Here is a 24797-nt window from a genome sequence, read left to right as displayed (position 1 = left end):
AATAGTATCATAATTATTGTGTTTGATATTTATTGAATTCCGACTTCGCATTGTCCTTAATATCCTTGATCTTGCAATAGAATTGACTTGCTTTTTGCTTCGCCTTTTGTGGTGTCTTAACAAGGTATTGTTGACTTTCCTGTGTTTTGATTCTTCTGGCTTCCATTATCTCTTCTACCGTTTTGTCAAAGACATTTAATTTGTCAATGAGTTTTGCTTCACCGTAGCAGATAATATCAGCCATGGATTGAAATCCTAAATGCAACACACCTGCGGTGACATTGATACCAATAACAGTTGCTGCCTTGATCTTAATTTTTCGATTTGTTTTCATTTTGTGGATGCCTGTTTCCAGGACTTTATTAAAATTAGTAATTGTTTCGGTGTTGTAGTTATCACTCATAGCAAGTATAGAAAGAGATTCAGGCTGTTTTCTAGGCTTTAAAAACTGATTACAGACCTCAACAACCTTATTGAATTGGATCTGTTCTAAACTTCCCAATGATATTTTGAATTTGGGATATCTAGTTTTTAACTCCTGATAGATATCCTTTAAGCATTTGTTTTTCCAGAGCTGGAACATCTGCCCCTTTTCGACAGCTACATAGCCTTTGTTGGATAGCACGATTACGATGTGTCCATCTTGATTTGTTTCCATAATGTATTGCCTGTTTCCAGGACTTTATTGATTAATAAAAAAGACTCTCTTTTGAAGTTAGTATATAAAGCACCCCCTACCCAAAAAATTGATTATGGGTGGGGGTTAAATACTAGGTGGTAAAAGAAATCGAGATTCTTTTATTGAGTATTGGGGTAGAATTGAAAAAAGAATTTAGGAGAATGCGAAACTGAAATATGAAAACACATAGTTTAAAATTATTAAATTTACTTTAATCAATGGATAATGAATAGTTCATATTTTTTAAATCGATACTTCAGTTATGAAATTCACTGATTTGTTTTTTGATTTCCCATCGATAAAAGGCATATACGATGTAAAGGTTATGAATTTTAATGGAGGGATTAGAGTTGCAAAAGCTTATTGGGATGATTCTGGATTCTCTTTGCTGAAAGGCAATTTGCAAGATTCAGAATATATTTTCTCATGGCGTAATAGTGATATCATAGTACATTTTGATAGGCAATCATTTCACTCTAGGATCTGGCTCCAATTGCATTCTACATGATTTTATATTCTCACAAAGCAATTTAACCAAAGTCTAAAAAAAGCCATTTATAATTTCCTTTATATTTCAGAAAATACCATTATTAAGGAAAAGGAAGAACTGATAATGAGGAAGCCTTTTATATAATTGAAAAAGCGATAATGGAGCTTACAAGTTTATTGAAAAACATGAACAGATCACATCCCTTGAAGATTTTGAGCCATTCTTAATTCCTCAAATGAATAATATTGATATTCAAAAAATTATTACTGAACTAATCCCAATTCAAACAGAAAAAACTAATTAGTATCTCATTATTAATTGGTTAAAATTCATTTTTATTGGACAAAGAATGAAAGCTTTAAAAAAAAAACAATAAATATTTAACCTTTCTGATATTAATACTATTTTTAATACTTAAAATGTAAGAATATTAAGTATATTCATCCGAATAAACATAAAGAATATAAACGCAAATGTTTTTATCCATATATAAGCGAAAATTAAAAAATGAGATTCAGAAAGATAGCATTAGAAAATCATCCAATTTTTACCAACTTGAATTTGGACTTCACAGATGAGGAAAATAAAAGTGTTGAGACCTTAATTCTAGCAGGAGAAAATGGAGCAGGGAAAACGTCTGTTCTTGATTTACTGTATGAGTTTTCAATGATTAATCTTTCTAATAAAAAACGTGATGAACGGAGGTCATTTGAGATTGAGCTGACACCTAAGGAGTTAGAAATTCTTTCGAATAATGAAAACTATAAACATTTCTTCAATAATGGTTTTGCAAATGGTATTTTCACTGTAGAATTCGACTTTAATATCATGCATAATTGGAATCAAATAAAAGTTTCTTTCCACGATTCAGATAACAACGAAAAAACTGTAACCGGAGACTTTTTTCAACAGCCAGAGATTAAGCAAATTATTAGAGTCGTTTATTCAGATGTTGAAATCAATTATACATCTAAACAGCTTAAATCAGTTACAGCTAAAGACCTAGACGAAAATATACCCGGTAGTTATAAGTCAGATGGAAATCTAGCTACAGATATAACACAATTACTTATTGACGTCCAATCTTTGGACTCACAGGAGTTCGCACAGTGGGCTAAACAGAATATTGGAAATGCTGTAGATGAGACAAAAATTGATACACGAATTAAAAGATTCACAACTGCTTTTGATTCAATTTTTCCCTCCAAGAAATTTCTTGGAATTGAAAATCGTAATAATGCTAAAGAGGTTTTATTTCAAGAAGATGGAAAAACTATGTCAATTAATCAATTAAGCTCAGGAGAGAAACAAATAGTCTTTCGAGGTGGTTTCTTATTGAAAGATAAAGGTGTTAGTAAAGGTGCTACTTTTTTAATTGATGAGCCAGAGATTAGTCTTCATCCTAAATGGCAAATTGAAATCTTGGATTTTTACAAACGAGTAATAAATGAATCTAGTTCGGAAGAGAGCAGTCAAATGATTTTTTCAACCCACTCACCTTTTATAATACATAATCCAAACCGCAGAAACGATAAAGTAGTCATTCTTTCGAAAGATGAAACGGGACAGATTACTGCACTTGAAACACCTGAATTTTACTCTTGGACCAACAATAAGGTTGTCAAGGAAGCATTCCAAGTAGATTTTAATCTTCAAGAATCCCCTAATAAAATATATCTAGAGGGCGAGACAGATGAAAAGTACTTTAAGAAGACAATAGAGGTATTCGACCTTAACACATTACAATTTGAAATTTCTTGGATTGGCAGAATAAATGAAAATGGAAATACTGAATTTACAGGTGACACAGCCTTGAATCACGCAAAGTCTTTCTTCGTAGCAAACTCTGATATTCTAAAATCAAAGGTTGTGTTATTCTATGATAGCGACACAAAGAAACCAGAGGAAACATTAGGAAACTTATTAATACGCAAAATGCCTTTGAATACAGATAATGAACTTTATAAAATAGGAATTGAAAACCTTCTTGTTTTGCCTGAAACATTTGATAAAGACCAATTCTATACAGAAAGATGGAAAGAAGATGATTATGGTGCTCAAAGTGTTATAAGAACATTAGATAAAACCAAATTATGCGCTTGGGTTTGTGAAGAATGTACTACAGAGCAACAGAAAGAAATTTTGATAAATTTGGTACCATTACTAACTACCTTAAATAATGAAATGTAAAATCTTTCGCTAACAAGGTGTATAGTGCATAGCACCCTGCGGGATGCTACGACACCATACACAGAGGGTTAGCATTAATATAACAAAACGAAAATGGAAGAAAATAAATTAGCTGAATCATTTTATACATTTTTAGAAGAGGAAAAAGGATTTCCAAAAGCTAGTTTATTAAAACGGACTCCTGTTTATACAATTAGCAGCATAAGAGTAAATATTGACTTACTTTTATTAGACGTTAGAATTGGAAACTACATTGGTCTAGTTGAGTTTAAAAGTCAAATAACTCCACAAATTAAAAAAAATGTAAAAAGTCAAACTGACCTTTATGCTAAAGCCATAAAATCAGAAGGGATACCAATATATTTAGTTTACCCAATTGACGATGAAACTTTTCAAATTTTAGTTTATGGAGAAGAGGATTGGATTTCTATCTCAAAAGATGAGTTCCCTGAATTCGAAACTTTGTCTGCGAAGAAAAAAATTGAAGAAAAAATAGATTCAAAAGAAATTGAGGAAAAGAATTTAGAAAACATTGAGAGAAAAAGAGATTACAAAAAAAGAACTTCACTTTGGACTTTGAATAGTCTTATACTTGGTATTTTAACTTCAATACTTACATTTTATATTTCTACAAATAAAAAAGATGTTACTAAACCAACTCTAGTTAACTCAATAATTTTAAAGCAAATTGACAGTTTAGAAACTCAAATATATGCCTTAAAAATGGCAAATAATCAAACTACAGTAATAGACACATTGTTTATTGTAGACTCTACTAAAACATTTGTCGGAATAAATAAAAGACTGAAAAATATTGAAAAAGGAATCATCGACAATCCTGAAAAAATATTAGCTCTAAAAAATACAAATCAACAAATAGAATTATTAAAGCAAGAATTGATTAATCAAGAAAAACTAATTGAATTAAGAAACGAAAATTTGAGTAACCGAATTGAATGGCTTAATGCAATTGTTATTGGAATGGTTATATCCCTATTTGGTGCTGCAATTGGATTTGTAATAACAAGCTATAATGAGAGGAAAAATACTAATGCCACCATATAATAAAATTTGCTCGTTTTAGCTTAAACAAAGTTAGTTGTTCGTTTGCTAGCTTCTCATTTTCCCTCGGAAAATCCTCGCACACAAACACACAACTTTTCTTATACATCAACGCTAGTTAATATGAAAAACCAAATATGACAACAGAAATAACATTACTCATAATACTGATAATCTTACTTGCAGTAAATCTAATTATAACTTTAGTCAAAAAGATAAAACTTGATTTTGACATTGAAGGAAATTTTAATGAAACGAAAAGTTCATTAGTCAAATTTGATTCAACATTGGAAAGAACTGACAAGTCAATGAAAGATGAGTTTCAAAGAAATAGAGAAGAATCAAATACTTCTGCAAAAAATCAAAGGGAAGAATTGACTAAATCGCTTGATAGTTTTAAAGAAGGTTTTGACAACAATACCAAACGCTTAAATGACTTTTTAAAAGAAAGTTTTGATTCCTTTAGCAAACAACAAACCGAAATAAACCAAGAATCAGAAAAAAGAATTAAAGAGGTAAAAGAAACAGTTGAAAACCAACTTAAAGAAATTAGAGAAGATAATACAAAACAACTAAATGAAGTAAGAAAGACAGTTGACGAAAAACTTCAAAAAACATTAAATGAACGTTTGACCCTATCCTTTGAAACTGTGGGCAAACAGTTAAAATCTGTTCAAGAAGGTTTAGGAGAAATGAAGAACCTTGCAACAGATGTAGGTGGTCTTAAAAAAGTTCTAAGTAATGTGAAAATGCGCGGTGGTATTGGCGAAGTTCAACTTGCTATGTTGTTGGAACAAATACTAGCACCAGACCAATATGAAGCAAATGTAAAAACAAAAAAAGGTAGTTTGGCAACAGTTGAATTTGCTATTAAATTGCCAGGGAAAAATGAAGATGAATCTGTTGTTTGGCTACCAGTAGACGCTAAATTTCCAAAAGATGTTTATGAAAAACTTCAAGAGGCTTATGACGATGGTGATTTAGACAAAATTCAATTTGCTCAAAAAGAATTGGATAACACAATTAAGAAAATGGCTAAAGATATTAGCGATAAATATATTGATCCACCAAATACAACAGATTTTGGAATTATGTTTTTACCATTTGAGGGAATTTATGCAGAAGTAGTTAGAAAGGCATCCTTATTGGAGACTTTGCAAAGAGATTATAAAATAATTGTAACAGGTCCAACAACTTTAGCTGCAATTCTAAATAGTTTACAAATGGGATTTAAAACACTTGCTATACAAAAAAGAAGCAGCGAGGTTTGGCAGGTATTAGGAGCGGTGAAAAAAGAATTTGAAAATTTTGGCGGAATGATGCAAAAAGCTCAAAATAATATAAGAACTGGATTAAATCAATTAGATGATGTAATGGGTGTACGCACAAGAGCAATTCAAAGAAAACTTCAAGACGTAACTTCATTAGACGAAATAGAAACTACAAAAATATTTCCCGAACTAAAAGAAGGAGTTATAGATTTTGATGATGAAGATTAAAAAGAGCTTTTAAAATGAACGGCATTGAGAAACTGAAAGAAAATTTGAACGAACAACAGTTGAAAGCTGTAACAGAAACTGAAGGTTTTGTTAGAGTAATCGCTGGTGCAGGTTCGGGAAAAACAAAAGCTTTAACTCAAAGATATGCCTACATTATTGAAGCATTAGGAATTAATTCTTCTAATATCCTTTGTGTGACCTTTACCAACAAGGCTGCCCAAGAAATGCGAAAAAGAGTAAAACGTTTAGTCGGAGAAAATTCAGATTTAAGTTACATAACTACTTATCACGGATTTTGTGTTAGAGTATTAAGAGAGGACATAAACAAAATCAAATACCCAAAGAACTTTATAATAATGGATGTTGAAGACCAAAAAACTGTTCTTCGACAAGTTTATGATGAATTAGGTTTAACATCAAAAGTGTTCACTTTTAAACAAGTTTTAAGATATATAAGCAAACAAAAAACTTCGCAAGAATATCTTCAATATATCCTAGAATCAAAGAAAAAAGAAACTGATACCGAAATAGAAAAAGTCTTTATTAGGTATTTAGAAAAGCAACAAAGAAATTTCGCTTTAGACTTTGACGATTTACTCAATTTTGCTCTTTACATATTCGTAAATAATCATGATGTTCTTGAAAAATGGCAAAAAAGATTACACTACATTCAAGTTGACGAAACTCAAGATAGTTCGCAAAAACAATTTATGCTAATTGAGATACTATCTCAATTCCATAAAAATCTATTCGTTGTTGGCGACCCAGACCAAACCATTTATGAATGGAGAGGTGCAAAACCTGAAATTTTGGTTCATTTTGACAAACAATTTACGGATTCAAAAACAATAATTATGAATCAAAATTATCGTTCAACACCAAATATTTTAAATCTCGGTAATAGTATAATTAAAAATAACAAAATTCGAGTAGATAAGGATATGTTTACTCAAAATCCCGAAGGTGTTGAAGTTGTTCACTTTCACGGAGAGAATGATTACGAAGAAGGTTTATGGGTCGCAAATGAAATAAAAAGACTAGTAAACGATGAAAACTGTAAATATTCAGATTTTGCAGTATTGTATAGAGCAAATCATATTTCTCGTAGTATTGAACAATCGCTAATTAGAGAAAATATTCCTTATTCTGTTTTTGGCGGTATTCGATTCTTTGAACGTAAAGAAATTAAAGATGTCTTGTCATATTTACGATTGATTGAATTTGAAGATGATTTTTCATTTTTAAGAGTTGTGAATACTCCAAGCAGAGGTTTAGGGAAAAAGTTTATTGAAAATGTCTCAAAAATTGCAGAAAAAGAAAGCATTTCTCTTTATTCGGCTTTGCAACAAAATATAACGCAACAAGATTTAAGTCGAAAAGGAGCTATTGAATTTGTTGAACTTATAGAAAAGTATAAAAAATCAAAAGCTGATTTAATTATTTCGGATTTAGTAAAAGAAATAATGGACGAAAGCGGCTTAACTACTTATTACAGAACTGATGGAGACACAGATAAATTAGATAATATTAAAGAACTTCAGAACTCTATAATTTTATTAGAAACTCTAGACGAAGAACCAATAACCCTTACTGAGTATCTTCAAGAAATTGCTCTTTACACAGATATGGACCTTGAAGACGAAAGAAATGAGCGAGTTAAATTAATGACTATTCACACTTCTAAAGGTTTAGAGTTTCCTTACGTTTTTCTTTGTGGCTTCACAGAAGGAGTATTACCAAGCGCAATGTCAATCAAAGAAAGGAGAGTAAAGGCAATAGAAGAAGAAAGACGTTTAACCTATGTCGCAATTACAAGAGCTGAAAAAGCATTTTATATGACTGAATCAGAAGGTTTCAATTTCAGCACAGGATTAAATAAATATCCTTCACGTTTCTTATTTGAAATAAGCGACAATTATTTTGTAAGAAAAGGAAAGCTAAGTCAAGAAATCATAAATGAGGCTAAAGAACAGCTTGAACTTGATAGGCGACAATTAATTGAAAAGAAATTTGACGTTGGAGATTTGGTAAATCACTTGATTTGGAAACAAGGTAAAGTAATAGAAGTAAATGAAGAAAAGGGTGAATATCAAATTGAGTTTGTGGTAACCGGAAAAACTAAACCAATAAATTTTGAATTTAGAGGTTTAACAAAAATGGAAAAACAAACTGAACTTACAGATGAAGAAAAGTCTAAGAATTCAAAATCAGATGAAAATTGGAATTCCTACGTAGAAAACGAAATTCAAATTAAACAAAGTAAGAAACCTGAAATTCCCCAAACAAAAGAAACCAGCGTTGAGGAAAAGAAAAACATGATTAGAAAAAGAATAGCTGATTTAAAAGAAGAAAAGAAAATACTTGATAAAATAAATGCCGAAAATATTAAATCAGAACTATCAGTCGAATCAAAAAAATCGGAAATAGAGACGACTATGGAACAAAATACGGAGGAAAAAATAGTAAGCCCACCAACGAATAAAAGTAATGGCGGTAATAGTGCTAAACCCAAAGATAAAGATAATTTATGGTCTAAGCTGAAAGGTTTGTGGTCTTAAACCTCCACTACTTTATACAAGACCTTTGGAAAATTTGAGTAATGAAAAATATTATATTATTTGGAGCAGGAGCAAGTTTTGGGTCGGACACGTCTGATGTGCCTCCTCTTACTCCTCTTTTGTTCGAAAAATTGGCAAATTTCAATCCTCATGGCTGGGGTGCATTGCCAAATGAATATAGAACATCATTTAAAGAAGATTTTGAACAAGGAATGATAAAGGTAGCAAATGAACGACCTCATGACTTGCCTATTTTACAACGTGCAATGGCTGCATTCTTTTTTGACTTTCAACCAAAAAACACTAACCTTTATTACAGATTTGCACAAGAACTAAAAAAATCACCTAAAAAAGTCTCTCTTGCAACCCTCAACTATGAAAGACTTTTAGAAATATCCTTTAATGCTGCAGGGCATAACTTAATGATAGGGATACCAAATCCAAATGAAATTGAATTAATATTGCCTCATGGATGTTGCCATCTTTTTTGTGAATCGGTAAGGGGAATGGCAGGTGCTGTAAGTTTTGCAGGAATGAATGTTCAAGTTAATGGAGAAATAAAAATAATTTCTAATCCACAGGACTTTAATCAGAGAATAAATAATGATGCTTTTCCTCCAGTAATGTCATATTTCGAACCGAGTAAAAGAGCAACCGCTGGACAAAATTTCCTAGAAGAACAAAGAGCTAGGTACAATGAACTTATTCAAAAAGCCGAAACTATCACAGTTATAGGTGTTAAAATAAGAGAACATGATACCCATATTTGGGATCCTATAAAAAACTCAAATGCGAAATTCGTTTATTGTTCTGGATCTATTGAGTTAGACGACTATAATGAATGGACTTTAAGAAATAGGGGGGCAAAGGATAATGTATTTATTGACGGATTTTGGTCGAACAATTTTAATGAAGTAATAAATGAACTAGAAAACTAATGCCAACACAATGTAAAAATAATTGCAATGTACTCACCTACGGGGAAAATCCTCCCAAATATTCAGTTTGGGGAGTACTTGCAAAGTTAAGTGGTAGCTCAGGCAACTACTCATGCCCGAAACTGTGGTGTAAAATATCTTTGCCCTATAGATTGCAAATTAATATTTAATATAATCAATAAATTATGAGAGAAGAAATCTTAACTGACTTAAATAATGCAATAAAACAATACAACGAACTGCAGAAATACTCAAATATTCTACCTTCAAATCTAATGGATGGTGCGAAATCAGCAATTGAAAAAAGTATTCCTCATTCAGCGAATAAAATACTGTCATTGTTGAATTCAGTATCAGGCGAAAATCTATTTGATAATCAAAATACGGTTTTAAATTTGATAACTTTATTAAATAATAAGGCAGTTGAAATTGACCATGCCTTTAAACTTGTAAATAACAATGAAAACATTAAAGGATATACTGGAGACAAACTTTACAATGCTAAAGAAATTTTAGGCTATTTGACATTTTGGTTCAAGTCAAACTGTGATACCATAACTATTACATTAACGGCTGGCAAAGTAACAACAGATCATTATAGAAATATGAATAAAAGAAATCATTAAACTATATAACTTTTGCTCAAAAAATTAAATTTGACGAATTTTTAGTTAGACTGTTTTAGTCTTTACAAAAAATGTTTAAAACATGAATTCATTGCACAATAACATGTTTAGCTAATACTATTTTGGTTGACTAAAGGAAAAAATTCTTATATCTATTATTTTAAAAATACTGAAAAATCTAAACTACACAGCATTCGCTCTTTTTCTCCAACGACGAATTTTCGCTGGAAGCAGCTCAGGTGAATTCACACTAACCCTATATAAATATGTTAAACAAACTGAATAATCAAAACTGAAATATGAAAATAAACTACATTTTGACCATAGGACTAATCGTACTAACCATTTCTTGCGGGAAAAGCAAAAAAGAGATTGAACAGGAAAAAGCCCAAATTGAACTTGAACAGAAAACACTTGCTGAACAAAAAGAAAAAGAAAGAATTCATTTGGAAAAAATTGAGGTTGGAAAGACAAAGCTAAAAATGACTTTAACCAATGAAGTTGACCGGTTAAAAAAAATATTAGAAGAAGAAAATAATATTCTGACTGAATTAAATAATTTTCAATTAGGACGTTTAACCTCAACAAAGGAGAAACAAATTGCTGAACAGAGGGAAAAAATCAGCTATTTAACTGACTACATTAGAAAATTGGAAAATGAAATCGCGATGACGAACCTCCGAGAAACTTTCGATTTCCAGGACACCCCAGAAGGCGTTGTTAATTTCTTTTTCCAAGCCGCAAAAAATAGAGACTTCAGTAAATTAAGAAATCTCTGCGATCCATATGGAGAAAATGAAGTGGAAATTCGTCGAATATGCCTAGTAGAAATGCAACCAGAAGAAATGCAGGACCAGTTTGTTGAAGCCTTTGAAAATGGTAGAATAATGGGTGATCCAAAAATTGAAAATGATATTGCTGAATTAGAAGTCGCATTTGGACCATCTTCAAATAAACTAGAAAAAATTAAACTGGTTAAACGAATGGACAAATGGTATATAGGTGGGTATTAATGACACCGGCTATAATCCTTGCAAGTTTTAAGGAAAATTAAAATTTTCTATATTTTAACAACCTATGATGATTTTTAGCTGGAAATTAAATACGCACAAGTAGAATATATACAATTAGAATAAAATTTGGAGCATCTACTACACATATTTGGATCTGAAAAAACGTGTGAATACCGTGGTGAAATTTATCGAGTAAGAGATAATGGTGCTATTTTAAGATGTCAAAAACCTAATAAAAGAAAAAGACCCTTAGACGAAAAATGGACTTTTGGAAACCCATGTAAAGTAAAGGGTTATATGAATTTCTCCTCTGAAACAGTACATAGAATTGTGGCAACCGCTTTTCATGGCACGCAGCCTTCTGAAAAACATATTGTTGACCATATTGACACCAACAAAAAAAACAATAGGCCAGAAAACTTGCGATGGATTACTAGATTGGAAAATATCCTATTAAACCCAATAAGCCTTGCAAGGATAACTTTCAAGTATGGAAGTATTGACAATTTCCTTGCAAACCCTTCAGGTCCGATAGACGGAGAACTAGATCAAAATTTTGAATGGATGAGGACAGTAACGGAAGAAGAGTCCGAGAACGCAAAAAGAAATTTAATTAATTGGGCTAAAGAAGGTAAAATTCCTAAAGGAGGACAATTGGGAGAGTGGATTTACACAAAACTAAATCCTGATGTTGTACACTCTAATACAATTTCTCAAAAGAAACCTAAAAACCCTAATGTTCCTAAAATCATTGGAGAGAATCCAATTCAAACTTATTATGATAATTTAAATAAAGGAGATATTCTTTTCTGTCAAGGTGAAGAAATACATTATGTTTTAGAAAAAGAAATATCCAACAGCCGGCAAATGAAAGTTACTGCAATCCAGGATCTTTCCGAAAGTCACATTGCTATTTATTGGTATGAAATAACTTATAATGGTAGATTCTACGAACATATACGCAGAGATGTGTTTTATAGAAAGCCAACGGAAGAATATCGAAATATTTTAGAATTATTTTCCAAGTAAAAGAATAAAATAAATAATACAATTTAAGCCTACACTTCATTAAAATAGAAAACAACCTAAACTTCAATTTCCATTAAACCCATTATTTCTTGACCTAAATTTTCATTCAATTGTTTTCCCTTCAAAACATTCACAAATCCAATTTTGCATTTATTCTCTCCTTCTCTTCCCTTGTGGAAATCCCCAAATTTCGTTTCATAATATGTAGAAGAAGGATATAACAATAAACTTCTTTTACTATCCCAATACATATTGTAGGCATACATCTGTTTTAGATCATTATCACCCGGTTGTTTAGGATCTATAATCTTCCATTTAGTATCAATAATAAAGGTTTCCGTAATATCATCTTCATTTTTCTTAGAAATAACGATATCAGGTTTTATTAACTTATTCTTCCAGAACTTTTCGCTGTTTTGAAATTTGACTTTTAAATTCCCGTCTTGATGTTTGGCTAATACTCGGTAAACATATTCTTCCCAAAGTTTATTCATATCAAATAGTAATGCCAACATATTTTCTCCTCCACCTTTAATATCTGGAGAATAATTAAGCAGAATCATTTTGGAGATTTTTATAGCCTCATCATATTTTGTTGATTTACGATTAGCTACCAAACTATCAAAATGACCCTTATTAATTTCTTTCTCTTTGACCTCTGGAAAATTCCCTAATGTTCTTATGATATTATCTGATAACGATGAATTATTGGTAATTGTTTGCAAAACCAGAAGTGCTTTATATAAAATTTGATTTAGCAAGTGATCGTAATCATACACTTGATGGGTTGTAAAAAAGCGTTCTTTATGAATTACATTATTCTGTATGTTTTTTCCAAAATCAAGACGCCCTTTAAGTGCATTTAAATTACCATCATTCCTTCGGTACTTCTTAATAAGGCCTTGTTCCAAAAGGTAATCAACCTCTTTAAGAAATAATTCAAAATATAAATCAAGTAAGGAATAATTTCGCTTCTTCAATGAAGCTTCACTAACAGAATCAACACGGATTTTTTTACATTTTGCGAGCATTTTGAGTAATGCATCATGCCAATTCTTTTTGTCATCCTCTGTGCTCTTTTGCTTATCTGCTTTTGGTAGAATTTCTATCGTAATATTTCCAATCTGAATAACCCCAACAAAGTGTTTGAACTTAACCCCATTGCGAATACCATCAAAATAGATGTTATTGTTTACGTCATTATACTGCCAGAGTTTATTTATTACATTTTCACCAAGCTCCTTACCTTCCGAACACTTGGAGTAAATGGTTAGTTTTTCATATTCAAAAACCCTGACTAAGCGACTCATTTAAATGGTGTTAAAATCCCAATCTTTTGTAGGTCTTATTTTATAAACGGATCGTTCCTTTAAGTCAGAAGACACATCAGAGTCATAACCTTCAAATTTTGCAAACTCAAATATCTCTGGATCATCTTTAGTAACAAAACTATCACCAAGAACCAATCCTATCTTACCATAATCTCCAAAAAAGTATTCTTCCAACAAAGGAATAACTTCATTTTTAAAACACGTTTTCAAAGATTTTAAATCATTTACTTTTAAAAAATAAGAGTGTCCAATTTTATGGTCCTTATCTATTAACTTTTCAATTCTATTGTTGATTTTTGTCAATAGATTTTTTAGATTAACTCCATCAACCAATCCATTTGTTTTTCCTGAATTTCCTTCAGTTTCTATTAATTCTGGTTTAGGAGGCATTTCCCTAAAATAAAAACGCCTTCTTAAAGCCGTATCTAAAGCTTCTATGCTTCTATCGGCGGTATTCATTGTTCCAACAATATAAACGTTGTGAGGTACCTTAAATGGTTCTTTGGAGTATGGTAATGTCACTTCCAATTCCTCTTGGCCACCAGCACGTTTGTCTTTTTCAATTAATGTGATAAGCTCTCCAAAAATTGAAGATACATTACCACGGTTAATCTCATCTATTATTAAAACATAATCCTTTACTTTTTTTGACCCTGGTCCTATTAGTTGGCCATGATTTACAAAAAAATCTTTTTTTAACCCTTGTTCATCCAATTTGTATATGGTTTGTTGACTAAATCCCCTGTTGTACATCTCTTCAACAGGTATATTTTCGTCTTTAAAAAGCCATTCTACTTTTCTAAAATGATTATATCTAATTGGAGCATTCGCATCAAATTCATATTCACCAGTTACTTTACCCAGAGCTCTAACAAATTTATTACCGTTACTTATTATTACGTAATTACCAACTTTAAGGTAGTGTTTAAAATAGTTTAAAGGTTGTGCATGACTTTCTCCCAGCTCTTCTGTATCTAAACAAAATTCCTTTATTTCGGTTTCGCTCATCCCCGTAAAGTCAAGCCCTCCACCAAAACCAATAGCTATGTAATTGTTATCCCTACAATACTCATAAATCTCTTTGTCCTCAGATTTATTTGAATCTCCTAGTGACAACTTGTAAAAACTCGCATTGTCAAATTTTTCCTCGCTCCAAGACAACTTACCTTCCTTTTTCATTTTGACAGCACTTATACTACTATCTGCCAATTGACATATTTTCTTAAACACACCTCCTTCAATCTCATAATAAACATCCTTTTTATCATTGATTTTTGGTTTTATTCCTTCGACAAAATCTTCATAACTAAAGGATTGATGAAAGGTGCAAAATGCTATTTGCCCATTGGTATTGTCCCAATTTTTGATAAGGAGTTCCTTAAATCTTTTATTTAAGGCATCTCGGTTTTTTTCGTTTTCAGCATAAAAATCAGGATCTACAATTTTTAAAGCCTCATTAACCGTATTAAATGTTTTCCCAGTTCCAGGTGGGCCAAATAGAATTTTATTTAATGGCGTTTTTGAATGTTTAGGTGTATTATTCATACGCTGATTTTTAATAAATTGTGATCTAAATTGCACGTCAAAGACTGCTTTTTCAAAAGTAGGGTTGTTATGCCTAAGAAATCCCGATTTTTCGGTTCTGCCTAATTCTGCCCTAAAAGCCCTTAAAGATGAATCATTCATCTCCTTAGAGATATAGGGATCTTTAAAACGTCTAAAAAAATGACTAAAACTTCCATCAAAAGCTTCATAATCCTCATCTAATTTATCTGCCGTCATGAGCAAAAATTTATTTTGCTTTTTTTGTTCAAGACGCCAAGCAAATCGTTGCCCAATGGTGAAATTTAAAAACAAACCATTACAGCTGTAAACAACCCTTTCATCTCCTGGCTTTAAGCCCAAATGGTTTACTATTTCATCCAAGTTATTAAAGTAAAATAATAGCTCTTCATTACTATAATGCTTAACAGATTCTAAAAAAGTATTATCATCACTTTTTTCCTCATCGCCTGTTTGCCTAGTATTTAAAAAATCGATAAATAACTTTACTGCAGCAGAATAAAAGCCACCTTTTCCATAGGATTCAGCTTCAGGGTAAACGTATTTCCCATTTGGGTCTTTTTGATGCAATTTTAGGTCTTCGTAAAGTTCATTTAAAATGTCAATATCTTCTTCTTCATAAATGGGAATATTGAAGTGGTAGGTTAGAATGCTTATTGCCCTCAGATAGGAACCTGTTTTACCACTGAGATTTTTGTTATCAGACTTTAACCATTGTTCAAAATTTTTGGCTATTTCTGGTCTTTTCCCATAGGAACTCCAAATCAACTTGGAGTATTCAAAGTAATCATCTTCCTCCTTTTTTTGGGATAGGATTAACTGATTTAATTCTGAGATAGGGGCACTTTCATTTAATTTCAATCCTAAGCCAAGAACAGCCCTTTTTAATGAGGATTTGTTAAAGATATTAATGACATTAAAATCGCCATAAAGGAAAGCTAATTTCCATTTATAGGCATCGCCTAAATCAAGACTATCAATATCTTTCAAATTCTGATTTATTGATGCTTCAGCAATTTTTAAGATTATGTTTTTTACATTAATGAAGGCGTCTTCTTTAGTTGACCCACCATACTTATTATACCAGGCATATTCTCCATCAGTAACTTTACTATTTTCTTCTTTTGGTTCGCCAATTGCACCACGTTTAAAAATTCCAAATTTATAGGAACTTCCTCCACCTATACCTCCTATATCTTTGGTTTTCTGCTCGACCCAATAGCAAAAGGAATTTTTATCTAAGTTAGTATATTCCTCTAGGGTCATTTTCTTTAGTCTTTCCAGTGGCCATTCTTCTAAAAACAATTTTTTTAGGTTGTAAAGTTCTTGATTATTCATATTTGTTTTTAGTTCAATTTTAAACTCCAAGGACTCTAATAACTTAAAGGCAGGTGTGTCTTTGCCTCCTGAAAAAGAATCTCTCGGTAATATTTTATTATTTGCAAATTTATTCGCTAGACTAATTACTAATTTTGGGGGGTACCTTTTGTTATTATAAACAATATCATAAGTTGAAGAATGAGCCCCTTTTTCAATGCCATTTTCATCAATTTCTTTTATAGCTTGAATAATATGTTCTTTTAATATGTTGTCTGGAATCATAATTTAATTTGAAATCATCCTTTTGAAATATTCTTTTGTGTTTTCATCTGTACAATATAAATAGCAACCCTTAATTCCGCGGGTCATTAATACTCGATAAATATTGCGGACATATTCATCAAAATTCTCTTTGCCTCTTTTTAATGTAGGGTCTTCTGTTGCATTTATATCCGTTTCAAGTTTTCCAGTTGTTGGGTTATATTTCAAATCATCGCCTATGATGACACCGATGTAATCAAATTCAAATCCTTGCGCTGTGTAAATGCAACCAATCTGTTTTACCCCTTCGTCTTTATATGCCCATTCATACCATTTTACATAACCTGCGGGAGGTTTTGTGATTTCTCCATGTGTCTCCCATGGCAATGCAAAATCACCAATTTTTACATCAGGGATTAAATTTCCATTTTCATCTAAATTTTTAGACCATGGCCAACAGAAACCTGCAACTAATCTAGAAGACATCTTTGGAGTGTTATTAACCTCGATAATAGCCTCATAAAGTCTAGATGGATTATCAAAGACCTTAACTTCATAAGAGTCATCCAATTTTACTTCGTTGCTATGCTCTTCTTGTAAAACCATTTCTAGCCAATCCAAGTAATTATCGGAGCCGTTACAACGAAATTGAGAAACTAATTCAACTTCCTCAACAGAACAATCATATTTGTTAGCAAAGGACTTGATTAAGTCTGTACTGCCAATTTCAGCACTTCTTATAACTTGTTGGTCATCTATAAAAAAAACAGAGGTTTTAGCTGCTCTAATAAGCGTTTCCGTTTGAGACAGATCAGTTCGGTCGATTGCCTTTGTAAATCTATGATTAGGCGTTTTACCTATGCGATGTGCTTCATCAATTATTAATACATCTATTGCGTCTTCATCAACTCGAGAAGGTATGAATTGGTCAAGATTAGAAAATAATAATTTGGCGTCATTTCTTCTACCTAGTTTATTTTTAATTCCTTCCAATAAAGGTTTTGATTTCGTAGAAAAAAAGACGCTTCTAGTGTGGTTGGCTGCTGCTATTTCTGCTAAGATATGCAGTGCAATTACTGTTTTTCCCGTTCCAGGACCTCCCTTAATTATGACTACACTTTTTTCATTTTTTTTCCGAGCATTTCTAATTTTTGATAAAATTGTATTTCTAGCAACTATTTGGTCATTCAATAATGTGAAATCTGAGGAATCCGCAACTATGTTACTTGCGTTTTCCAATAACTTCTTAGAAGGGTTTACTGGACTAAGCATAAACCTATTAAAAACATCATATCCCCCTCCTTTTTGTAAAAAGGATTTAAGTTTATCTGCTAGATCTTCAATTTCATTGCCTGCGTAAATAGGGTGCTCATTTCTAATGTTATCATAAATGGGATCATATAAACCTTCACCTTCTTTTCTTTGATAATTATGACAATATGCACATCCAAATAATCCTAATTCCCTCTCTTCAAATACTTGAACAAATCCTAATAAATAATCATTATAGCCTTTGACTTGTTGGGAGGGGTGTGGAACACGATTTCCTGGCCTCCCTGTATAGGTTTCAACAAAGTTCCCTTCAATATTGGTTGACTCAACACTATCCCATTGCTTTAGTTCTATGTGCACGACGTACCCAAAGTCCTGAGAATTTTTTCCATATAATAGACAGTCTATTCTTTTTTGTGTATATGGTACTTGGTATTCAAATGTTACGAAAGTATCCTTGATACCACTTAACTCAATCAGGTTCTTAATAGCTAAAGGAGAGTTCTGCCATGATCTAAATTCCGAATTGCCAACTGAATAATTACTGGCTTGTTCGGAAGCTTGTTTCATTTTTAATGCAACTCTGTTTTTTAATATGTCATCGAAAAATACTTCTTGTGATTCAGAATAGATGATGTTTCTATTTGTCATAATTCATTATACTTTTTGGAAGTACCTTTAGCCTTTTCTACAGGATATTTTTCTCCGTTCAGTTTGATTTTATCCAGAACTATATCCTTAATGTTAAGCTTATGTTTTTCGGCAAGTAGAAAGCAAAAGGAAAAAATGTCAGCAAGTTCATTTTTGATTTTTGTAATATCAACCTTTTCAGAATCTTCTACTGACTTCCATAAAAATAATTCATTTAATTCTGCAGCTTCTATGGATATTGCAGTTGCCAAATTTTTTGAATCATGAAATTGTTCCCAATCTCTGTCATTCCTAAATTTTATCAATGCCTTTGTGATCTCTTGTATTTCTGTCATATACGCTATTTTTAATTTGACATCATGGATAAATGAGAATATATACATCCTATGATTACCTCAGCCAATATCAATTTATAAGGAGATTTAAATATATGAAAAGAAGTTAAAACTATTCTTACACCAGATTAGTTTTTTAATTATTTACAATGATCATCTCTTGTATTTTAAAGACTTAACCTCCTTTAAAGCCTTATCCAGTTCAATTTTCCTAATGACAAACCGGCGACCAATTCTAGAAGCTGGTAATAATCCTTTCTTTATATAATTGTAAACTGTTAATTTCGAGCAACCAATTATTTTAGAAACTTCCTCTACAGTATAATTTTCTTGTTCATCTGCTCGATTTAATAAAGCGCTTATTTCAACTTTTAAATCTGCAAGAATCATTTCTTTCAATTCATTTGGAGTGATGTAGTGTAGCAATATCATTCTATCATTTTTCATTTTTATTAGTTTAAAAATCATTTTCATCCTGAAAGCTATAATATCCTTCAGGAGTAATGACTAAATTATCAAGGTAATTTAACTCATGAAATTCCGCAATTTTTTTCACTTTCTTATGAAGTACAACGTCAGGGTTGCTCGGTGCCAACTTCCCACTTGGATGGTTGTGGGCCGATATAAAACCAGTAGCGCCGCTCTTTAAAAGCACCCCAAAAAGTATTTTAAGGTCAACTGGAGCAAATGATTGACCCCCACGGCTTAAAGTATAAAGCCCTAAGGGTTGATTACCGTGATTTAGAAGTAAAACTTTAAACTCTTCCTGATATTCTAACGTTCCTTTATCCCAGTGCTCTAAAATCACTTCGTAAGCTTTTTGACTGTTAGTAATCCTTGTTATTGGTTTTAATTTTTCAGGAACATAGTTTAATTTGATCTCCGCAATTGTGTGTTTCATGATCTAAGAAATTAAAAAAAGGTAACACATTGCTGTATTACCCTTTGAGTTAATAAAATATTTTAGGAGGATTAAGCCATGTAAGCAAGGATTAAATTTATTATTATAATTACTTATGAGGTAAGATTTATATGGCTACATGACCAAAGGTTAAAAACCCTTTTGGCTTACGGGATTGATCATATACTAGTAGTGGCTAACATATGACCACAATATGACCAAAGTGTGACTAAGCATTGCAATTAATTTGGTTATATATTGGCCATACATTGGTCATATAAAATTTGTCAAAATTATTACGAAATATGGGCATTCGATACGTATTAGTCATATGGTTACATTTATTCAGTTTTTGGAGAATGCAATTTTATTTGATTCATTAATTGCTCCTGGTTCATTTTGGTGATATTTTTATAGACATCGTAATGCTTTTCTTTAAGAGCATTGGCTCTTTGTTTTAAAGTACTGTTGGATATATTAACTTCACTGGCCGCCTTATTAAACGACCCATAATATAATTGACTTGCCAAAGCATGAATCTTATCACCAAGGTTTTGTTCACTAATCTTGTAATCACTTAATGCTAAATCTTCATGACAAGTTTTGTAACAAAAGTGCCTTACAAATCCATTTTCAGCTTCTTTAATTTGGGTACAAATCACATTATTTTTCCCATATAATTTAGCATTGTTTCTTGTTTTAATTTGTTTAATGTAAACCATTCCTCCTTCTCTAGAGTTTACCTCATTAATTCCAATCAAAGCATCAGCTAGTTGGCCTAATTTACTTGACCCACCCAAGCTATCTGCCGTTATTGGAAATCTTTTATCCATTTTTGCTGTATGCGCAATTACCAAGATTGTGTAACCTTCATGCCTTGCTAAATCCCAAAGAGGAGACATGAATTTCTTGGCACTATCACCTTTTTCCAAATCGCTTCCAATTTTTGAAATATTGTCCACTATAATAAACCTGGCATTAACATCTTCTGCTTCTTGTCTCAACAATTTGAAAATATATTCAGGAGATCCTTCTAATATTTTACCTCTTTCTATTTTAGAAATGTATAGATTATCCGGCGGGACCAAATTGCCCATTCTCTCAATCAATTGTGAGTTGGAAAGTTCAAAATCAAAAAGAAGAGTATTGACCTTACCGACTTCATTTTCGAGTACAACTCCATTGCCAAGATTTAAATCTTCCCCCGTGCAAGCGCACAATGCAATTTGAAATGCCAATAGCGATTTACCTAAACCCGTTGGAGAAAACAACATTGTCTGTTCATGTAAATAGACTAATCCTCCAATAAGCTTTTTTGGTTTAGGCTGCGATTTACTATGTTCAATCAAATCACCGAGAGATTTCGTATTGAATGGAGATTCTAAACGAGGGGGAGGTGGTGGCTTTGGTGGAGCAATTATCTCAATAGAATTTAGATGTTCCTCTACAGCCATTATTTTATATTTAATGATTGTAAAGCCTTCTCAACTGCCTCTTCTTTATAAAAAACTCGATTTCCTATATAAACAGCTTCTATCTGTCCTAATTTTGTAAGCTTCCAAAGTGTGGATAAGGCAATGCGGAGGTATTCAGCCGTTTCCTTTCTAGTGAGTAATCTTGATCCCTGATTGGGGTTATTCCTTGTTAAGGATAAATTTTTAACCACTTCAGAAACTAAATCATTTTTAAATTCTTCCGGGTCGAAGGTGAATATTATACGTTTCATATTGAATTGATTTAATGTTTAATAACACTAAATAAAAAGGTTTAAAAATCAATTCAAATTTCAACATCATTGAAACAAATGGATATTTTGTAGATTTATGTATCTAAAAAATATCTGATACTTTTTTGTCGTATCTAACATAATTTGGATCAGAAATATCCTTATAAACCCACCCATTGAGATTCTTGTCATTAAGATATTCATAAACATTGCCTTCAAAGGTAGTTTTGTATGGTATTTTAGTAAAATCGCAGTAAGCTCTTAAAATATCTAAAAGGTCATTTGGTGGGTCAATAATCTTATTTTGAAAAAGGGCTGCTAGTGAAATGGAAATTTCACTAAGAGTTGAATATTTATCTATATTGGATGTGTATTGCTTTATTTGAAATTTTGTGAATCTGGGATAAAAATATTCCTCTAAACTCCTATATGGTTTAACAACAGGACAATCGGGAAGGGCTTTTTTTAAAATGTATAGAGCTTCTAGTTTTTCTTTAAAAAAAACTTCTTGATTATTGATTTTTAATGAAATTTCATGGGAAGATAAGCCAGCCCATTTACCAGGATTTGTACTTCTGCTAAGTCCACCTCTCTTTGGTATATAACCATGCTTTAATTCATATTCTATTAGTCTATTTTTATATTCTTCTTCGGAGAATTTAGAAAGAATTTTAGCTTCTTCTTTTGTAAGATATTTATTTAAGGCTTTAATTAAACGGTTAAGCTTTTTTTCAGTTAGTATTGGCTCAAATTTTTTGAGCAGTTTAATGACTTGGCCCTCATTGATTTTTTTTTCTTTTAATGAGGTAAAAAACTTAATCATTTCATAATGTTTCATACTTTTCTTAATGGTGTTTTACTCTTACTGATAAGATCAGTTTCTTTCATTTTTTCAAAATTCTCAGCAGCCTTGATGCTAAGGTAGCAATTATCTTTGTCAATATATTTGAGGAAGTTCTTTTCAGTTACATGCCCTGTTATTTCCATTATCATAGGAGTGGTCCACCCTTCTAATCCGTAAAAGTTACTAGCGAATGATCTTCTGCAAGTATGATTCTGGATTAATTTATATTTGGGATATATACCTATTTTGCCATTGAATCGACCACGAACTTTTTCATTAACTCCAGATTCCTCACATACTTTTTTCATCAGAGATGAAAGAATGCTCCGATTGCTTTGTTCATTATCTGAAAAGTTCGGTGGGAACATGTTTTCATATTTTTTCAAAATAGAAACAACTTTATAGTGGACCGGTATTAAAACATTCTTCTTGGTTTTGAATTGTTTAAGAGAGATGAATATATGACCGTTATATTCGGTAATCATTTTTTCATTCATTCTAAACAAGTCCGAAATTCTTTGCGCTGTAAAGCAGCCTATGATTAACCAGTCTTTTGCTCTTTCTAATCTTTCATTTGGCATTTTGGTTTTGATAATTTGGTCAATTTCCTGAAAGGTTAAGAAAGTAACAACAGTTTCATCTTCAAACCCTTTAATATGTTTATACTTAATATCAACTTTGAGACCTGCTAGTTCAGCTTCTTTGATTATAGTTTTAAGACGTTTGACATACCTTCCGCGAGTGTTAATGGATCTTTTTTGAACATCCATTAGATAATTTAAAAATGAGTTTGCAAATTGATCATTTACTGTGTTTATTCTTATAGGCACCTTCAAGTGATTCTGATAATTTTCTAAAACTTTGACAAAATTTAAATATTTGTTTATCGTGTTTTTTGAATATTTGATTCTAATTCCATTTCTGATATAACTTTTGTGATATAATGTTTGTGCATATGATTTAGCAAAAGGAATTAATAAGTCTGAATCACTAATTGGTGATTCATTAAAATAATCAAGAATTAATTTTCTAAGCCATTTACTACTAACATCATTTGTGGTTTCCGTTTTACTGTGTTCAATTTCAGATAATATTTGATCAATGTAATTCTCTAGATCAATAAGTTCTTTAAACAATAATTTATTTTGGTCGTTTGTCTTCTTTGGGTATCCAGATTTAGCATCCCATTTAGATGATTCCTGAATACTTAAAGGTGTGGATAATCTAAAATCATATCCACGTTTGATCGTTATACGAACGTATATTTTAGACTTACCTTTTTTCTGATATGGGTAAAATTTAATCGTTGCCATAGTATAAATATTTTATCCAACCGTTTATCCAACGGATTAAAATTTGTATAGTTTTTGGGAAATCTCCTTGAATCTCAAAATTATTGAAGGCTAGTGTTTATGGTGCATTTAGCTTCATTGAGATTCATGGAAGTTTTGTAGAAACACTGCAAGAGGGGGAGCTTAACAACAGAAAGCCTTACTAGAAATAGTAGGGTTTTTTTATGCAACAACTCTTCATAATAGTTGCGTTATATGCATTTAAATTTTAAAAATTAAGGTAGTTAGAGTAAAGTTTTATAGAAGAAAATTAGAATGTATAGTTTTAGTGGGAGTGCTGAGTATCAAAAAAAAATAAGACGAGTATATTACTCGCCTTATTTCATTAAAAGTTAAAATATTAACTGGTTAATCATCTAACAGGTTAACATATTCTTTTATTTTATTTCTAATGGCTTCTGCTAATGCATTATTTCCATCAGTATCTTCTGGGCTAATTTCAATTGTACCATCTTGATTTCCATCAGTAGCTAAAGTCAAGTCTACCCCATTAATACTATCTAAAATTTGGCCTAAATCAAAATCAATTACAATTCCTTGCCCATTTTGGGTAACAGAAATATCAAATTGTGCATCCTCAAAATCAACTTCCAATTCATCATCAAAATTGTGCCAGAAAATAAATGGAGTACCGTTAATGGTTCCTTGGATAAGGATTGATTTATCAAGCAAATCACTTGAAGGGTCAGTACTTACTTCAAACTTAAATTTCAATTCATCATAATTTCCTACAGGGACAGGAATATTTAAGAAACTGATTTGACCAGACATTAAGTCAAGTTCAAACGGTCCAATTAGTTCAATTTCATCTTCAAAGTCATAGTAGCCGTCATCATCCCATTGTTCATTTTGGTCGTCTTGGTAATTTTCATCCTCAAGGTCTAATTCTAGCTCAAATTTACTTAAGTTCATTCGGAAATCTTCAATGACTATATCTCCATTCGTCCCTTTAATACTTGAACTTTTACCTGTCACATTGGTAAAGGAGCTTTTTGCACTAATGTTAAGCTTCCCTACGTTAGAATCAGTTTCATTGTTGGAACAACTCGAGCTTAATATTAAGGCTAATGTAAACACAAGAATGGTGATTCTTTTTAAATTCATTTTGTTTTTCATAATTGATTTGGTTTAATTTAATATTGTGTGTATATAACAGG

At 31.5% G+C, this 24797-nt stretch carries 21 protein-coding genes; 9 read left to right on the top strand and 12 right to left on the bottom strand.

All coding sequences use genetic code 11. The features are described 5' to 3' along the window. Positions 1-13: 13 nt before the first annotated feature. Positions 14-658 (bottom strand): hypothetical protein, encoded by a 645-nt coding sequence (locus V8G69_RS01620; RefSeq protein WP_394879956.1) that lies wholly within the window; start codon positions 656-658, stop codon positions 14-16. A 283-nt stretch (positions 659-941) separates the two neighbouring features. Between V8G69_RS01620 and V8G69_RS01615 the strand changes: the two genes are divergently transcribed. The 9 genes from V8G69_RS01615 to V8G69_RS01575 all read left to right on the top strand — a co-directional run bounded on the left by V8G69_RS01615 (position 942) and on the right by V8G69_RS01575 (position 12084). Next, positions 942-1187 carry a hypothetical protein gene (locus V8G69_RS01615; RefSeq protein ID WP_394879955.1) on the top strand — a complete coding sequence of 82 codons (246 nt, stop codon included), beginning with the start codon at positions 942-944 and terminating at the stop codon, positions 1185-1187. Between the two features lie 489 nt (positions 1188-1676). Beyond that, positions 1677-3359 (top strand): AAA family ATPase, encoded by a 1683-nt coding sequence (locus V8G69_RS01610; RefSeq protein WP_394879954.1) that lies wholly within the window; start codon positions 1677-1679, stop codon positions 3357-3359. A 93-nt stretch (positions 3360-3452) separates the two neighbouring features. Continuing rightward, a complete protein-coding gene (locus V8G69_RS01605; protein ID WP_394879953.1) occupies positions 3453-4424 on the top strand; it encodes a hypothetical protein in 972 nt (323 codons plus the stop codon). A gap of 134 nt (positions 4425-4558) precedes the next feature. After that, entirely contained in the window at positions 4559-5920 is a 1362-nt protein-coding gene (rmuC, locus tag V8G69_RS01600) for a DNA recombination protein RmuC (protein ID WP_394879952.1), read from the top strand. A gap of 14 nt (positions 5921-5934) precedes the next feature. Further along, positions 5935-8478: a UvrD-helicase domain-containing protein gene (locus tag V8G69_RS01595; RefSeq protein ID WP_394879951.1), complete on the top strand. Its 2544-nt coding sequence runs from the start codon at positions 5935-5937 to the stop codon at positions 8476-8478. 41 nt (positions 8479-8519) lie between these two features. Then, on the top strand, positions 8520-9416 hold the full coding sequence (locus tag V8G69_RS01590) for a hypothetical protein (protein WP_394879950.1): 897 nt from the start codon (positions 8520-8522) through the stop codon (positions 9414-9416). A 185-nt stretch (positions 9417-9601) separates the two neighbouring features. Then, complete coding sequence (locus V8G69_RS01585) at positions 9602-10042, top strand: hypothetical protein (RefSeq protein WP_394879949.1); 441 nt, start codon at positions 9602-9604, stop codon at positions 10040-10042. Positions 10043-10341: 299 nt separating this feature from the next. Further along, positions 10342-11055 (top strand): hypothetical protein, encoded by a 714-nt coding sequence (locus tag V8G69_RS01580; protein ID WP_394879948.1) that lies wholly within the window; start codon positions 10342-10344, stop codon positions 11053-11055. Between the two features lie 126 nt (positions 11056-11181). Beyond that, positions 11182-12084 (top strand): HNH endonuclease signature motif containing protein, encoded by a 903-nt coding sequence (locus V8G69_RS01575; protein WP_394879947.1) that lies wholly within the window; start codon positions 11182-11184, stop codon positions 12082-12084. 56 nt (positions 12085-12140) lie between these two features. On the opposite strand, the gene V8G69_RS01570 is transcribed toward V8G69_RS01575, so the two are convergent. The 11 genes from V8G69_RS01570 to V8G69_RS01520 all read right to left on the bottom strand — a co-directional run bounded on the left by V8G69_RS01570 (position 12141) and on the right by V8G69_RS01520 (position 24756). Beyond that, entirely contained in the window at positions 12141-13394 is a 1254-nt protein-coding gene (locus V8G69_RS01570; RefSeq protein WP_394879946.1) for an McrC family protein, read from the bottom strand. Then, positions 13395-16580 carry an AAA family ATPase gene (locus V8G69_RS01565; protein ID WP_394879945.1) on the bottom strand — a complete coding sequence of 1062 codons (3186 nt, stop codon included), beginning with the start codon at positions 16578-16580 and terminating at the stop codon, positions 13395-13397. 3 nt (positions 16581-16583) lie between these two features. Beyond that, a complete protein-coding gene (locus tag V8G69_RS01560; RefSeq protein ID WP_394879944.1) occupies positions 16584-18191 on the bottom strand; it encodes a DUF2075 domain-containing protein in 1608 nt (535 codons plus the stop codon). A gap of 287 nt (positions 18192-18478) precedes the next feature. Continuing rightward, on the bottom strand, positions 18479-18817 hold the full coding sequence (locus V8G69_RS01555; RefSeq protein ID WP_394879943.1) for a nucleotide pyrophosphohydrolase: 339 nt from the start codon (positions 18815-18817) through the stop codon (positions 18479-18481). Between the two features lie 153 nt (positions 18818-18970). Further along, positions 18971-19249 (bottom strand): helix-turn-helix domain-containing protein, encoded by a 279-nt coding sequence (locus V8G69_RS01550; RefSeq protein ID WP_394879942.1) that lies wholly within the window; start codon positions 19247-19249, stop codon positions 18971-18973. A 25-nt stretch (positions 19250-19274) separates the two neighbouring features. Then, a complete protein-coding gene (locus V8G69_RS01545; protein ID WP_394879941.1) occupies positions 19275-19718 on the bottom strand; it encodes a JAB domain-containing protein in 444 nt (147 codons plus the stop codon). A gap of 341 nt (positions 19719-20059) precedes the next feature. After that, positions 20060-21172, bottom strand: a complete 1113-nt coding sequence (locus V8G69_RS01540) for an AAA family ATPase (RefSeq protein WP_394879940.1) — start codon at positions 21170-21172, stop codon at positions 20060-20062. Next, positions 21172-21444, bottom strand: a complete 273-nt coding sequence (locus tag V8G69_RS01535; RefSeq protein WP_394879939.1) for a helix-turn-helix transcriptional regulator — start codon at positions 21442-21444, stop codon at positions 21172-21174. The genes V8G69_RS01540 and V8G69_RS01535 overlap by 1 nt, the downstream gene beginning before the upstream one ends. A gap of 103 nt (positions 21445-21547) precedes the next feature. Further along, positions 21548-22267, bottom strand: coding sequence for a hypothetical protein (locus V8G69_RS01530; protein WP_394879938.1), 720 nt, complete (start codon positions 22265-22267; stop codon positions 21548-21550). Between the two features lie 11 nt (positions 22268-22278). Next, on the bottom strand, positions 22279-23601 hold the full coding sequence (locus V8G69_RS01525) for a tyrosine-type recombinase/integrase (RefSeq protein ID WP_394879937.1): 1323 nt from the start codon (positions 23599-23601) through the stop codon (positions 22279-22281). Positions 23602-23988: 387 nt separating this feature from the next. Continuing rightward, complete coding sequence (locus tag V8G69_RS01520; protein WP_394879936.1) at positions 23989-24756, bottom strand: hypothetical protein; 768 nt, start codon at positions 24754-24756, stop codon at positions 23989-23991. Between the last annotated feature and the right edge of the window lie 41 nt (positions 24757-24797).

The organism is Gaetbulibacter sp. M235 (assembly GCF_043876835.1).
Taxonomy (GTDB): Bacteria; Bacteroidota; Bacteroidia; order Flavobacteriales; family Flavobacteriaceae; genus Yeosuana.
The sequence above is the reverse complement of the archived record's forward strand: the minus strand, read 5'-3'. Positions and strand labels throughout refer to the sequence as shown.